The organism is Paenibacillus sp. FSL H7-0940 (assembly GCF_037979415.1).
Taxonomy (GTDB): domain Bacteria; phylum Bacillota; class Bacilli; order Paenibacillales; family Paenibacillaceae; genus Paenibacillus; species Paenibacillus amylolyticus.
The window spans coordinates 3,336,060-3,351,456 of sequence record NZ_CP150280.1; the positions used below are offsets into that span (position 1 = coordinate 3,336,060).

Consider the following 15,397-nt stretch of genomic DNA (forward strand, 5'->3'; position numbering starts at 1 on the left):
AGACCCCTCCCCTACCGGGAAGGGGTTTTAACGAATGGTTACTGACTAACTGCATTGGCTTGAGCCGCCTGAATTTTAGCCGCAATGTCTTCGGCCTTGCCGCCCATAAGCAACTCTTGCAATGCATTATTAATAACCTCAACCGTTGCCGATCCCAGCTTGGAATCGTATACTGGCGTGATCTTCACTTCCTGCATCAGATCATATAATTCAACGAACAATGGATGTGCTTTGGTTTTGTCCAGATCAATCTTGTAACTCACCAATGTACTGCTATCCAATGTGGCCTTCTGACCATCAGGTCCTGCCAGCGCGTAGAACAGCTCCATCGCTGCCTCTTTTTGCGCACCGCTCAGCTTTTTACTTACACCCAACCCGGTTCCTACTACACCGGATGTTGTTCTTGGTTCACCCTGACCTCCGTCCACTGGAGGAAGAATCGTAATATGTGTGTTGTTCAACACCTCTTCAGGTGCATTGTTCACCAGATTTGCCAAGGCCCATCCGCCGTTCATGACCATCGCTGCCTTACCTTGGAAATAAAGTTGCATCATCTGTGTCTCATCGATACTGTTGAATCCATCTTGGAATGCTTTGGTGTTGCCAAGCTCCTGCATCTTGTTCAAGGCTTCAATAAATTGTGGATCGGTAAAGCTAGCACCCTCTTGTGCTGCCGCTTTCAAGAACCAGTCTGTGCCGGTAATCCGATCAGCCAGTGTACTGAATATCGTTGATTGAGCTACCCAGTTGGCCTTGTTGCCAAGTGCCATGGGAATAACTTTATTTTGATTAAAAGTAGCAATCGCTTGTTCCAGTTCCGCCCACGTCTCAGGTACTTTTACGTTGTACTGTTTGAAAAGAGCTTCATTGTAATAAATGAAGGAACTCGGCGCCAGATTCATCGGCACGGAGTAGATATTCCCGTCTACGGTGTATCCGTCCAATGCATTCGGGATAAAGTTATCTTTCCACTCCGGCTTTGCGTCCAGCTCTGCATTAATGGGCTGTAACAGGTCACCTTTTACAAATTCCTTAGTCATGGCATCTGGCCACATCACGAACAGGTCTGGCATCTCGTTGGCAGCGGCCACCGTGCGAAGCCGGGTTTTGAGACCATCTGTGGGCAGGCCTTCATCCACAACTTCAATATCTGGATGCGCCGCGCGAAAATCTTCAATTATTTTGCGCATCGCAACCGCCTTTGCATCCTGTCCGGTCCAGTTGTGCCAGAGTGTGACGGTTACTTTGTCATTGCCGCTGCCTCCTTCTGAAGTGTCCCCGCCAGCACAGCCAGCCAGAATAATGGAGAACAATGTTATTGCCAGGAAACCCGAAAGCCATTTTTTCAACATCTCTATAATCCCCCTCGGCGATTTGAATACACTTATTGTAAATGTTAACGCTATCATACCGTAAGGTGACGATCCACGGATGCAGGGGTGAAAAATATCGGTTCCCCTGTTTGGAATTTACTTTGCTGGCTTATTTGTTCATAACAACTAAAAAGAGCCCTCACAATGAGAGCTCTTTCTTGTTGCAGCCGTCGGTAGCTTCACCCCAGGCTATATATAATGAATAAGTGCTAAATCGTATTAAATATGGATTGCGTATTATTGGATACTGTTCTTCACCAGTTCTGCAAAAGCTTCGGACCCTTGCGTAGTGAGATGTACGCCATCTTTTTCAAAATATTCGTCATGTCCCTCACTTGCACTGTTCCAGTCAATTAACGAGACATTGCTGTATTTGGATGCTGCTTCATTCAACGCCCTGTTCACCGTTCGTTCCCATGGACGAGGTACGCGCACAGTAACCAGATATACCCGATCCTCATCCTTCAGATAATCAAGCACAGCATTCAAGTTTTTGGAGTTAAAAGAACCATTCGTCCCGAGCTCCAGCACCACTTTGCTGCCCATTTGGTTGTTTTGCTTCAGACCTTCCAATACATCGCCTGCCTGCCACATCTGACGACCAACATGTCCGTCCACATACACTCCTGATATACTTTGCTCCAGATACGGTTTTGCATCCAAAATCACCGAATCTCCAATGACAGTATAATGAACCTTACCATCCTGGGCTGGAGGAGCCGTTTCTTCATTGTCCTGAGATGAATCAGGTGTATCATCCGTATGATCCGTATTATCGGATTGATTCGCTCCGGCGTCATCCGATGTATCATTCTCGTTCGTCACGGAGTCATCAGCCGGCTTATCTTCAGACTGACCGTCCTTGCCAGGATTCACTGAATTGTCCTGTTCGTCAGGTTTTGAATCTGGAGAAGACTCTCCTGTTGGCTTCTCATTTTTCCCCGGATCATCTTTCGTTCCTGCTTCCGGTTTATGGGTATGAGCATCGTTCTTTTGGCCAGAGCCTGACGTTCCTGTAATAGCTGGCAACACATCCTGTCCCTGTTCCTCCGCTACGGAATTCTCTCCATTTAATGTGTTGGACATCGATACCGAATGGGAATCGGAGTTCGCTGCATGGGAGACCATCATCTGAGATACCGTATAGGACAACAGCAGAATCGTCATCAACAGACCTGCCCGCTTCCACCATACGTTACGTATACCGATTGATGACCGCCCTCTTCCCCATAATCGGGACCAAGAATCACGGAATCCATTGTACCGAATCGGATTTTCAATATATTTAAGGGACAATGAGGCCAGTACAACCGTTGCAGCAACCTGTAAAATGATGCGTACAGGATGTGCTCCTCCCGTATCCACCGCGGGATTGGTTAAAATAATGACTGGATAATGCCACAGATATAATCCGTAGGATCGCTCTCCGATCCAGCGTAATGGCTTCGCGCCAATGATACGTGCCAGGAAAGACGATGGGTGAGCCAACACCGCTACCAGCAACGTTGTTGCGATAGCTTGAAGCACCATGCCCCCTTGATACAGAAACGGATCATATTCACTGCTGTTCAGCATCATGTAGATTAACAAAGCGAGCGCAGCAAGTCCCGACACATCGAGCACAAGCCGGTTCATGCCAGACAGAGAGTTCGATAACTTGCGACTAGGCCACACCACGGCAAGAGCAGCACCAGCAAGCAGTGCAAATGCCCGCGTGTCTGTTCCATAATATACACGGCTCGGGTCCAAATCCGGATTATACATGATGGCCATTGCGCCAGCAGATAATTCCGCTGCGACGACAATGAAGACGACCAGCCATCCCTTTCTTTTGAACACTACAATTGCTGCCATCAGTAGAAGAGGCCATATAAGATAAAATTGCTCTTCCACAGCCAGCGACCAGAAATGTCCAAACGGTGATGGAGGGCCAAAACTTTCGAAATAGGAAACGTTGTGAAAGATATACCACCAATTGCTTATGTATAATACACCCGAAACGATATCACCACGAAGCGCAGCAAGCCGGGATGGGTCTGTACAGGCCAACCAGATCATCACCACAGCTGTCATGGTCAGCATGCCTGGAAGCAAACGCCTTACCCGTCTTACCCAGAAATCACCGAGTGAAATGCGTCCATGTTCCTGCCACTGTGACACGAGAATATCTGTAATTAAATATCCCGAGAGAACAAAGAATATACCTACACCGAGCAGTCCGCCCGGAATAAAATCCAAATTCAGATGATACGCGATTACCGCAAGTACAGCGATGGCTCGCAAGCCGTCAAGTCCGTTCATATGTCTCTTACGATTTAACGATTGTGACATGCATGCCCCTCCTTGTTACTGTGAGTCAACAACATCGGTGTTGGGGGCATAAAGGAACTCCTGATCGTTCTGGTTGTCATTAACATACGTATTGCACCTTCCATCTTTCATTTACAGCATAAGAAAAGCTTCTGTTCGAAGCACGATCCGATGATGCGACATTCTGTGTGAATTCTATAATCTTAAAGAAGACGAGTTGCCTGTCCATTAAGTTTAATTATTAAAATATTCTTTATATTCATTCGTGAGTTCACGTTTAGCATTATACGCCCGTATTAAGCCTTATACTTTACAGGAATAGTTACAAACGATTAAACCGATGTAACCTTTCCTGCCAGCTCATATAGCTGTAAAATCATACTCTAATTTTGTCGTTAAATATAGTACTTTTCATCGAGTGGCTAAAATTACCTGTCCCGCTTGCGCAAACCAGCATACCCACGCACACATCGATTGAAACAATTAAATTCATAACAAAAGGCTGCCGACTTGCTCAGCAGCCAATATCCATTATAAACCTATGTCAGACCGGATTGAAAGTTTTGCTCATAATTGCTTCTTCTTGCCTAGGACCCTAGAGGTGGAACGGGTGAATCTTTTCTTCTGTCCTCGCATCCATGATCCGGTATGCTGAACGCCCTGTGTACATTGGGATTTGCAACTTCTCCAGATCAACCATTCCATTCTCCAGAAAGTACTTCTGATCCTGATATCGCTGCAATACTTCGCCTGCAATCCATTCATGGTCACCATATGTCGTAATCTCCATAACCTTGCATTCATAAGCAAAATAAGCGTCTGTCAAAATGGGTACACTTACCTTGATTCCTTCCTCATACGGAATGCCGAATCTTGTGAATTTATCCGTATCTCTCCCACTGAACGTTCCTGCAGCTTGAATCCACTCTGATCGATGACCTGGTAGGATATGAACACCGAATACGCCACTCTTCTCAATGAGTTCATAGGAGTATGTTTCCTTACGAAGCGAGATGCCATATACGCCTGGTGATGATCCGATGTATGTATGCCATCCGGACGCCATCACATTCTGGACTCCCTCATGACGTGAAGTCACCACCGCTACCATTCCAGGATAAGAATAAAATATAGGTTCTTCTATCGGCTGACGCATCTAATCCCCTCTCTTCTTCGTTATAAAGACAATTTTAATTATAAAGGAAAGAAACAGGTTGAAAAAGCGTTTTGCAGACGATTTCGCTATAAGCGACATATTCACTATCATGGTATACTGAAATGGTCAATTTCTAAAAATATGATACTGGGAATGTGATAGGATATGGTCAAATCAGTCAAATATACCTCCTAAATAAATCCATTATTCAAATTTAGGAGGTTATAACTTATGTTTAATTCAATCGTGTTAGATCAGTGGGATCGAAAGCCATACTTTGACCACTACTTGAATCAGGTCAGATGTACCTACAGCATAACTGCTAATCTGGATATCACTCTATTGATCAACGAACTGAAGCTTAAAGGATTGAAGTTCTATCCGGCTCTTATTCATATGATCTCTACGGTCGTCAATGCACACAGGGAATTTCGAACTTGTTTTGATGCCGAGGGGAGATTGGGCTATTGGGATGAATTGTCTCCGAGTTATACGATTTTTCATGAGGACAACAAAAGTTTCTCAACGATCTGGACAGCATTCCATGAAGATTTTGAGACGTTCCACATTCGTTATCTGGAAGATATGAAGAATTACAAAGATCACAAACAATTTGTTGCCAAACCCAATGAACCGCCAAATACTTTTCCCGTTTCCAGTATTCCTTGGGTGAACTTTACGGGATTTAATCTGAATATTTACAATGAGGGAACCTACTTGTTGCCTATTTTCACGATGGGGAAATATGTTCAACAGAACGATAAAGTATATCTTCCCTTATCCGTTCAGTTACATCACGCCGTGTGCGACGGCTACCATGCTGGTGTTGTATTTAATGAATTGCAATCACTTGCAGATCGATGCCAGGATTGGTGTTAGTTAGCTAAATGACAAAAAGGCATTCCTGACTTCGTAATGGAGTCAGGAGTGCCTTTCTTTTTCTCTTTTTTTCAAAAGATATTTAATTGCATTTACTGTACCCACAGTTGCTGCATGTTCTGCAACCTTCCACATTCATCAGGGATGCCGAGCCGCATGAAGGACATAAATCTCTCGATTCGATAAAGGTTTTCTGATCCTCTACTTTTGGATACGTGCTCTCCACTTGATTCTGTTTTTGTAATGCTCCAGGTTCGTTCTCCTGCACATCGCTCTGTACATGACTTTCCAATGCTTTGGCGACTGCATCAGCAATCGATTCAACCCTATTGGCTCCGAAGCCAATCGCTCCCGAACCACCGATTCCCTTGAGATGTTTGATCAACAGTTCAACCTTGTGCCCATGATCTCCGTATCGAAGGAATAGAGAGCATACTCGACCGAGTGCCTCAGCCATGGCAAACACATCCGATCCCGCTTTGCCCACGTTCAGGAAGATCTCACCCGGCGTTCCCTCCAGATCATTGATCGTAATGTAAGCCATCCCAAATGGCGTATTGATTTTGTATGTCGCACCGCGCAGTACTTGAGGACGGCTTCTGTATTGTTTATCCAGCACTGTAGAAGAGGAAGGGGCTTGATCAGAAGAATGCGTTCTAACACCAACCTGGCTATTGGAAGTTCCATCACTTGCCTGTACTTCAGCATTATTCGGGTTTTCTATAGCAGATACGACTGTCTTCTCTTCAGCTTCCGCCGTGTTCTGATCTTCACCTTGGGTCTCTTCCTTCTTCGACGTGGACAACACCTGCACATCCCTGCTGCCGTCGCGGTATATCGTTACTCCCTTGCAGCCAAGGTCGAAGGCCAGTTCGTACAGCTCAGCCGTATCCTCCACTGTAAAATCAGCCGGACAGTTGGCCGTCTTCGAGATCGAACTATCCACCCATTGCTGGATCGCAGCCTGCACCCGTATGTGATTCTCAGCCGACAAATCCATTGCCGTCACATAATAGTCTGGTAAAGCTTCACCCGGATGTTCATCCAGCCAGTCTTGTGCAATCGGTACGAACTGTTCATCATAACCTAGACGGCTTTGACGGAAATACTTGAAGGCGAAATACGGCTCAATACCTGTTGATGTGCCCACCATCGTACCTGTACTTCCCGTTGGCGCTTGTGTGATCAGTGTGACATTTCGAATGCCCTGTTTACGAATGGCCTCTCCCACTTCAGGGTACGTCGCAACCATGTTTTTCATGAATCCACTCTGTAAATACGGTTCAGCTTCGAAAGCTGGAAAAGCTCCCTTCTCTGTTGCAATCTCTGCCGATGCCAGATAGGCCTCCTTCGCCATGAATCCATACAGTTTATCCAGAAAAACAAGAGATTCAGGACTGCCGTATCGAATACGCAGCTTAATCATCAGCTCTGCCAGTCCCATTGTGCCAAGCCCAACCCGGCGTTCACGCTGCTGATTCAGTCTATTTTCCTCAAAATGATATGGTGTTGCATCGATGACATTATCCAAAAATCTAGCCGAGATACGAGTGGTTTCCGCCAGTTCATCCCATGCCACATCATGATTTGTTTCATCGTAGAATTTGGACAGATTGATCGCAGACAGATTACATACACCCCAGCCAGGCAGGCCTTGTTCCCCGCACGGATTAGTACAGATAATCGGATTGAAATACCAGCTGTTGGACATCTGGTTGTAGTACTCCATGAATACCACACCAGGCTCTGCCGATTTCCAGGCTGATTCAATAATGGTATGCCAGATTTTGCGAGCCTTCAGTGTACGATAGTGCACCACCGAATGACCTGCGGCTTTCCAATGCTGCATATCCCCGTTCCACTCGGTATCATAATCTGGATCGTTCGTATCGGGAAAAACCAAATCCCAATCTCCGTCCTGCTTGACAGCCTCCATAAATGCGTTGCTCACACATACAGACAGATTGGCATTGGTCACCTGCCCCATCGTTTGTTTCACGGTAATAAAATCAAGCACATCCGGATGCCAGTCATTCATCATCAGCATGAGCGCACCCCGGCGGCTTCCGCCCTGTTCAATCAGTCCAGTCGTATAACTGAACAATCCGCCCCACGATACGGAACCGCTGGATGATCCGTTGACACCTTTCACCACCGCTCGGCGAGGACGCAAAGAGGACAAATTAATGCCAACACCTCCCCCACGTGCCATAATCTCCGTCATCTCGGTCAAAGTCTTCATGATTCCACCCCGACTGTCTTGCGGAGACGGAATGACATAACAATTGAAGAGTGTCAACTCGTCGCTTGCCCCCGCACCCGCAGCAATGCGGCCTCCGGGTACTAACTTCCAATCTTCCAACACAGAGCGGAACTTGGACTCCCACGTTGCCCGCTGATCGGCTGTGGATTCGACAGAAGCCATCGCTTTGGCAAGACGGTCCCACATCTCTTCCGGTGTTTTCTCTATGTTGAGTGTCAATTTCTCCACACTTGTCTCGATCATCTCTCCGCTTCGAGTTCTTACCTGTACAAGCTGACCCTGACGTTCTATGATTTCGCCCACTTCCTTGGTTGGGAACTTCGGATCATCCTTCGTTAATACCAATACCACATCTCCAACCTTGGCATGATTCGAATCAGCGTCCTTCCAGGCGTATCGGTCCAGAAATATTTTTTCGCTGAGTCCTTCTAATTGGTACGATCGTTGGTTCGATTTCATCGCTACATTCAACCTCCCCGATATAAAGCTCCATTTTCACTATAAGAGTAAATTATGATGAAACACCACATATAGTGATATAAAAACAGTATATTACACCATATATTGATTTTCCACATGACTTTTATCACAGACCTTATTTTGTAGACTCCCCTGTTCGGACAAACTTCTTCACACACCCTCATACGCATGAATACGACATCAGTGAATTTTTTGGCACAGAAAAAACATGTGCCTTTACTAAATTTCTGGGTTCAATATAAGTTAAACTAATCATTTGCACGTCAACGGAGAGGACAGAAAAAACCTGAAAAAGCGAAGCGTTCGCCTAAAAGCTTTCTGAAAGAAAGCTGCATCGAAAGCATACGCTATCCCCGGATTTCCCCCTCCAGAAAAGGGAATCAAAGAAATCTGGGGATAACAGCGATTGGAAGGTTGTTCTGTCATCGTAGTGTTCGTGCAAATAAAATGTAGTTCAACTTATATAGTTATGAACTGACTCTCATTCGTCCATACTATTACCTACGAATAAAACGTCATCACGTATGGCAGGGGAGGAAACACCATGAATCGGAAAAACCCGCACCACATGAATCAACCTGTAGCCGAGCTACCCGTTCCGTTGGAATTTGATCGGACCTGGATTAATCAATTGGAATCACGACTGGATAAAGGAGGTCCTTGGGGGGATTATCGACTCTTCCAACTCGGCATTCAAGCCGAAGAGACCAACCTGATTCCCAATTTTGACGAGATCCAATGTCTCAAGCATCTACAAGGTCTCACTCCACTCCCTCACCAGATGGACACTGCACGCAGAGTATTATTTGAAATGTCAGGCCGGGCCATTCTCGCCGATGAGGTGGGTCTTGGCAAAACCATTGAAGCCGGTCTCATTCTGAAAGAATATATGGTTCGGGGTCTCGTATCCAAGGTACTCATTCTCGTGCCAGCCTCTCTTGTACTGCAATGGGTACGGGAGTTGAATTCAAAATTTGGCATCCCTGCTATTGCCCAGAAAAAGGCCTATTCCTGGCAGAATGAAGTGGTTGTTGCTTCCATGGATACAGCCAAACGTGACCCGCATAAAGATATGCTGCTGAATACCGACTACGACATGATTATTATTGACGAGGCTCATAAACTCAAAAACAAGAAAACAACCAACTATCAATTCATGCTCAAATTGCGCAAAAAGTATTGTCTGCTGCTCACAGCTACACCTGTGCAGAACGATATGAGTGAATTGTTCAATCTGATCAACCTGCTGAAGCCCGGTCAACTGGGTCGTCAGGGTGACTTTGCGGCCAACTTTGTTGTAGACAAACGGGTTCCGAAAAATCAGGAACAGCTTAAGAACGAGTTATCCAAAGTCATGATTCGTAACCGCCGCGGCGAAGGCCCTGTTCAATTTACCAAACGGAATGTCTCCAACGTGAATCTGCAACTATCGCCCGAAGAACAAGCGCTTTATGATGGCGTGACTTCCTTTGTTAAAGACCAGTACCAGGAAGCTGGCGGCAACCTGAGCAGCATGCTCTCCCTTGTTACATTGCAGCGTGAAGTGTGCAGCAGTCGGGATGCTGTATTCGTGACGCTGGTTAATCTGTCGAAGAAACTTCCGCTGGACTCTCCCCTTCGGGACAAGATTTGGGAACTCGTTGCCCATATTAAAGCGATCAAGGAGAATACCAAAGCGGAGAAAACGATGGAACTGATTTGGAACATGAATGAAAAAGTAATTATCTTCACCGAATACCGGGCCACGCAGGAGTATCTGCTAAACTATTTCCGCAACAATGGGCTTACGGCTGTACCCTATCGGGGTGGTATGAATCGAGGCAAAAAAGACTGGATGATGGATCTCTTCCGCGGGCGTGTACAGGCCATGATTGCAACCGAAGCGGGTGGTGAGGGCATCAATTTGCAATTTTGCCATCATATGATCAACTTTGATCTGCCTTGGAACCCTATGCGGGTAGAGCAGCGAATCGGTCGGGTACACCGGCTGGGGCAGCAAAATGACGTGAACATCTTCAATTTATCCACGACTGGAACCATTGAGGAACATATTCTGAATCTGCTGCATGAGAAGATCAATATGTTTGAGATGGTGATCGGCGGGCTGGATGTCATTCTGGAACGGTTAGAGAAGAAGGAGTCTATTGAGAAAAGTTTGTACAAAATCATGCTGGAATCACAAACTGATGAAGATATTCGCCGAAAAATGGATTCACTTGGACAATCGTTGAACTCTATTCAACGTGAGGTTTCAGATGAAGGGCCTGCCGTATCCGGGTTGTTAGATCTTCGTAAAGGAGGTAGCTAACTCATGACCATGTCTCCCCATGAAGTGCAGGCTTATGTTCTCACCTATCTGGAAGCACTGGATTGTCAGATTATGGAGCGTTCCCCTGCCCATGTTACAGTCAAACTCTCGCCTGAGGCGGACAAAGCGTTGACCAATCGCCCCTATTATTGGGGGTTCGTGGAACGAACCGGAGCACCCGCTGAGACGATGTCCTTTACATTTATATTTGATCCTGACAGTTATCAGCAGGCCATTGAAGCAGCAGAAGCCAAAGCTGCGCAAGCATCACCTCCTGCTGTTCCTAACCCTGATGGAACGAATGGCGTAACCAACGGCAGTCCTCAAGGCGAGCCACCAAAAGAAACTATTTTAGGCCGTTACTTCGGTATTACGCCATCGTTGCCACAGCTGGGGCCAGGACGAATATTGCGTGAAGAAGTGGTGTATGGCAGTCGCAGACTGCAGCAGATTTTCGGCGCTGCCCGTGAAGGCGGTGCCTTCGTGAACCTGTTCGAACAGGCTGCCAAACGGCAATTGCGGGCTACAGCGCCAGCCGTATATGAGCCTTGGCTTGGTGTCTGTTTCAAGGTGGAATTCGCCTGTGATTTGAAACGGGAGGAATTGCATTTTCTCGGCATTTCCCTTCGCTCGGGTGAAATTATAGAAAAATTCGGCACCAAGCTGAACCGACGAGATCTTAGTCCGAGGCTTGCGGAGAACATGCATGTACAGACAGCTAAAGTTTCGTTATTTGATGCCGGAGCTGCTCTGGAATCTCATTTGACGAACCGCTTGCTGGAACTCGATTACAGCTGGGCAGAGAAAGCCCAAGAGCGGCTTGATCTGGAGCTCGACGTGTTGGACACCTACTATGAGGCGGTACTCCGAGAAGATATGCCTGAAGTAGAATCACCAGGTAACATAACCTCAGACACGGAAAATGTCCCTTCTAACCGCACGCCACCTGTACCACTGATAAAAGTTGTGGATATAACTAACGCTAAACCCATTGGAGCAGATGTAGAACTGGCGGCAGAGGCAGCAGTACCGATCGACTCCGAGACAGATGCCGAAGAAGAGAAAGCAAAACAGGCGGTAATCGATCGCGAAGCTATGAAACTGCAGTATGAGACACGCCGGACCGAGATGATCTGGCAATATGAACCCAAAGTGAAAGTGACTGCCATTAGCAGCGGCATGTTTCACTTAAGATAGACGAAGACACTACTTTTCCTGCAAATGCTGGCAAAAGTAGTGTTTATTCATGATCAGCCGCCCGACAGGTTGCGGCAACCTTTGCATAGCCTGTCCCCTAGAATGAAACTAGGACCCGCTCAGGTAACGGATAAATGAAAAAGTAGGTGTAAATTTGAAACGATTCTTTCATACGTGTTGGAACAACGCTCGGAAAACAACCTGTATAACCTTGGGCTTGCTCAGTTGTCTTGCCCTATTCTCTTTTTGGTCGATAGCCAATGCAGAGGAACAAAAAACCTCTTCGCTATCCCCCGCATCATCAACAGAGTATAGCCCCGAACATCATGCCATTCAGAATGAAAAGCTAGCTCCCGCTGCTGTACAACGGTTTGCAGAGCAACAAGCTGTTACACTTGGTACAGCTAACGGCGAAGTGCATTGGAAGAACGCCGACCTGAACTTCTACCCTCTGGGGCCGGGTTTACATAGCTGGTTCGTACAAGCTGAGTTTGAAGGCAAACCGATCGGATATATGATTATTACGGCCACAGAGCAGGGTCAGTTGATGCTTAGTGAATATGGTCATGGAGAACAGTCACCATACAACAATGAACTTCTTGGACAAACCTTGGATCGACAACATGTGAACCTTGAGGCATTACTTGCTGGAGGAGAGCTTCATCTTGGTTATGCTCTTCCCCTGCTGGCTTATTGGAAAGTGGAGCAACCTAATCATCCTGCACTTTATATTGATGCTACGAACGGAGATGTACTACCGTCAGAGTTCCTGAACCTGCTGGAGGCTGATTCCAAACAGAACTCTGCCAGCTTAACTGATTTATCCACAACGCCATCTTTATCAGTCGATCCACTTCATCTGCGACCCGTCTTCAATCCGGCTGACAATCTGCTGTGGATTACCTCCAAACCTGTTGCTGCCGACCGGGCACAAGATGTGTTACAACACGGGGAGAATCAAGAGATTGTTTTCTCAGCGGGTGATCGTAACGTTGTATACGGCGGTCCTCTACCCGTTAGCGGTTATCAGCTGTGGCATACAGATCAGGAAGCAGAGTCCATTCTATATGTATCGCTAGGTGGAAAATCATCCATTCAACGCTTTGTCCCTTTGAACACATTGCAGCAAGATGGCCATTTTTACCTCGTAAATCCTTGATCATCAGCAAATTCTCAAAGATACATTCAGATAACCTGTAAAACAACAAATAAGACGCCTTCCCATTTTATTAAGGGATTGCGTCTTTTGGTTTACCATTAGTGAAATAGGTAAGCGATAGTCACCCTTTTCCCGAAGAACTTCGTTTATGAGACTGTGTATCGAATTCTTTTTCCTTTTTCCCCACCCACAGGGATACAGCGAAAGGGATCATACCAAACCACTTCATCGCCCACGGCTCTTTCCTTTTGGTGCGACCTTTCCGCTCATCCTTCGGCGTATCGATATAATGTACTACACGTTGCGTAATGTATTTTACCAACTCATCACTTTTGGCCATAACCTCTGCCTCCTTCGCTCCTGCACTTTCACGGAGCTTACGATAGTTCTATTGTGTGCAGGATGTGCAATGGTTAAACATTTTTTTATTGAAAGGAGTATGAAAACCCTCAAAATGCACAGTCTAATGCCAAAGGTATCCATACAGTCTTTAATCTGCGTCCGGTACCTATTTCATGAAGGAGTGTGTATTCCCATGTATAAGCTGCTGACCGCTTCGGTGGCCTTGCTCATTAGCTTCCATTGTCTTCCCATCCTGCCCCATGTCGCTTATGGAAAAGCAGCCCCGTCCCAGAACAGTCCATCCATGCTGCCAGTGACCGATGGAGATGCTTATCGCTCAAGTCATCATGCCTTTGCAGCACCTGTTATCCTGCTCGACGTAGGCCATGGGGGTATTGACGGTGGTACGTCAGCCCAAGGTGTGCTGGAAAAAGATATCAACCTGGCCATTAGCCAAAAGGTCTATCTCCTGCTTCGCAGCAAAGGTTATGCCGTTATCATCAATCGACTTGGTGATTATGCACTTAGTGATGAGAACCGCTGGCTGAACAGCCGCTCCCGTCATACCAGAGATCTTGCCCAACGTAAAAGCCTTAGCGAAGAAGTAAGTACAGATATCGTGGTCAGCATTCATGCAAACTGGAGTCCCCGATCGACAGCACACGGCCCGGTGGTACTGCACCAAAAAGAAGGCAGGAGTTATTTGCTGGCCCAATCCATTCAGGATGCCATGAACAAGTTGTACGGAACGGAGCACGGGGTTGTATGGGGCAAGCCCTTTTATATATTGAATTACGTGAAGCAACCTGCCGTCATCGTCGAAACCGGATTTTTGAGCAATGCGGCAGATCGAGCTAGAATGAATGACCCCGCTGAGCAAAAACGAATCGCCCAGTCCATTGCCAATGGCATTATTTATTATCTGTCGGTAGTGTAGGAGCAGACTGCCATTGCCACACATCTCGAACCAGATCACCAATCCCTACAAATTGGACCTGATTTTGCAGACGGGAGACGGATTCACGAATTACTGCGGATGTGTTCATCCCCGAATGACCGACATGACCAATGACAACACAGATATCCTTGTCAATCGCACGCTGAGCAGCCAGATCCAGTTGCTTGCGAATGTGTTGCTTGGAATTTTGATCATCCAGGAAAATGTCATTACCTACAGGTGGCATATTTTTGGATACGGCCAGTTCCCCCACCACAGAGCGAAAGTTCGTACGGCTGTCTACAAAGAAGAGGCCCCGCTCCTTGCATACATCGAGCACAATGGACATGATGCGTTTGTCCGAAGTAATTTTGGAACCCATATGATTGTTCATGCCAATGGCGTGGGGCACATCATCAATCGCTTTCTCCACGCGTGAGCGGACTTCTTCATCTGTTAGATTGGATGTGATTGCACCCGGGCCCAGCCATTCAGGTCGTCCTTTCTTGGGTTCCATGGGCATGTGCACAATCACATCCATTCCCTTTTCATGTGCAGCCATCGCATCTTTCTTCGTTGTTGGTAAAAAAGGCATAACCGCTACCGTCAGTTTGACTGGCATCGCCAGGATCTCTGCCGTACCCTTCATGTCATTACCAACATCATCGATGATAATCGCTAACCGTTTGTGATTCGATGTGGACTCTGAAGCTGCCGCTGTAGGCCCTCCTGCCGATATGCCTGCGTAAAACACAATCAATAATGCCATGATACCTGCAATGAATCGATAATTCTTTCTCTGTACCTTCATCATGATTCCCTCCCCGTAACTTCTGTGATCTCATTGTTTGATAATGAAGGGAGGAATATGTAAGCCAAAGCCTTCCTTAATGATCATACCCCCGCCCATTGAAGACCTCTATCTCAAGCGAATCCCCCATCATTCCAGTTTTCCCTTTTGCATTCAGACAAGAACTGTCATTGAATAGTTAG

General features: G+C 46.5%; 11 protein-coding genes. 5 read left to right on the forward strand and 6 right to left on the reverse strand.

What is annotated here, in order from left to right; genetic code table 11:
* Nucleotides 1–38 precede the first annotated feature (38 nt).
* The 3 genes from MHB71_RS14530 to MHB71_RS14540 form a co-directional block, all read right to left on the reverse strand.
* Nucleotides 39–1,352 carry an extracellular solute-binding protein gene (locus MHB71_RS14530; RefSeq protein WP_036609593.1) on the reverse strand — a complete coding sequence of 438 codons (1,314 nt, stop codon included), beginning with the start codon at nucleotides 1,350–1,352 and terminating at the stop codon, nucleotides 39–41.
* 258 nt (nucleotides 1,353–1,610) lie between these two features.
* Nucleotides 1,611–3,704 carry an acyltransferase family protein gene (locus MHB71_RS14535; RefSeq protein WP_340030013.1) on the reverse strand — a complete coding sequence of 698 codons (2,094 nt, stop codon included), beginning with the start codon at nucleotides 3,702–3,704 and terminating at the stop codon, nucleotides 1,611–1,613.
* A 574-nt stretch (nucleotides 3,705–4,278) separates the two neighbouring features.
* Nucleotides 4,279–4,839 (reverse strand): flavin reductase family protein, encoded by a 561-nt coding sequence (locus MHB71_RS14540; protein WP_340030014.1) that lies wholly within the window; start codon nucleotides 4,837–4,839, stop codon nucleotides 4,279–4,281.
* 231 nt (nucleotides 4,840–5,070) lie between these two features.
* On the opposite strand from MHB71_RS14540, the gene catA reads away from it, so the two are divergent.
* Nucleotides 5,071–5,718 carry a type A chloramphenicol O-acetyltransferase gene (gene catA, locus MHB71_RS14545; protein WP_076326925.1) on the forward strand — a complete coding sequence of 216 codons (648 nt, stop codon included), beginning with the start codon at nucleotides 5,071–5,073 and terminating at the stop codon, nucleotides 5,716–5,718.
* 82 nt (nucleotides 5,719–5,800) lie between these two features.
* Here catA and MHB71_RS14550 read toward each other — a convergent pair whose 3' ends face one another.
* The gene (locus MHB71_RS14550; protein WP_340030015.1) at nucleotides 5,801–8,440 is read right to left on the reverse strand and encodes an adenosylcobalamin-dependent ribonucleoside-diphosphate reductase; all 2,640 of its coding nucleotides are present in this window, start codon (nucleotides 8,438–8,440) and stop codon (nucleotides 5,801–5,803) included.
* Between the two features lie 565 nt (nucleotides 8,441–9,005).
* On the opposite strand from MHB71_RS14550, the gene MHB71_RS14555 reads away from it, so the two are divergent.
* The 3 genes from MHB71_RS14555 to MHB71_RS14565 all read left to right on the forward strand — a co-directional run bounded on the left by MHB71_RS14555 (nucleotide 9,006) and on the right by MHB71_RS14565 (nucleotide 13,125).
* Nucleotides 9,006–10,769, forward strand: coding sequence for an SNF2-related protein (locus tag MHB71_RS14555; RefSeq protein ID WP_340030016.1), 1,764 nt, complete (start codon nucleotides 9,006–9,008; stop codon nucleotides 10,767–10,769).
* Nucleotides 10,770–10,772: 3 nt separating this feature from the next.
* Entirely contained in the window at nucleotides 10,773–11,966 is a 1,194-nt protein-coding gene (locus tag MHB71_RS14560; RefSeq protein ID WP_340030018.1) for a YqhG family protein, read from the forward strand.
* A gap of 154 nt (nucleotides 11,967–12,120) precedes the next feature.
* Complete coding sequence (locus MHB71_RS14565; protein WP_340030020.1) at nucleotides 12,121–13,125, forward strand: hypothetical protein; 1,005 nt, start codon at nucleotides 12,121–12,123, stop codon at nucleotides 13,123–13,125.
* A 121-nt stretch (nucleotides 13,126–13,246) separates the two neighbouring features.
* On the opposite strand, the gene MHB71_RS14570 is transcribed toward MHB71_RS14565, so the two are convergent.
* Nucleotides 13,247–13,465: a YqzE family protein gene (locus MHB71_RS14570; RefSeq protein WP_036609606.1), complete on the reverse strand. Its 219-nt coding sequence runs from the start codon at nucleotides 13,463–13,465 to the stop codon at nucleotides 13,247–13,249.
* A 195-nt stretch (nucleotides 13,466–13,660) separates the two neighbouring features.
* Here MHB71_RS14570 and MHB71_RS14575 point away from each other — a divergent pair, with 195 nt between their 5' ends.
* Nucleotides 13,661–14,404 carry an N-acetylmuramoyl-L-alanine amidase gene (locus tag MHB71_RS14575; RefSeq protein WP_076249888.1) on the forward strand — a complete coding sequence of 248 codons (744 nt, stop codon included), beginning with the start codon at nucleotides 13,661–13,663 and terminating at the stop codon, nucleotides 14,402–14,404.
* Here MHB71_RS14575 and MHB71_RS14580 read toward each other — a convergent pair.
* A complete protein-coding gene (locus MHB71_RS14580; RefSeq protein ID WP_340030021.1) occupies nucleotides 14,379–15,218 on the reverse strand; it encodes a divergent polysaccharide deacetylase family protein in 840 nt (279 codons plus the stop codon). The two genes, MHB71_RS14575 and MHB71_RS14580, sit on opposite strands and share 26 nt — an antisense overlap.
* Nucleotides 15,219–15,397 lie beyond the last annotated feature (179 nt).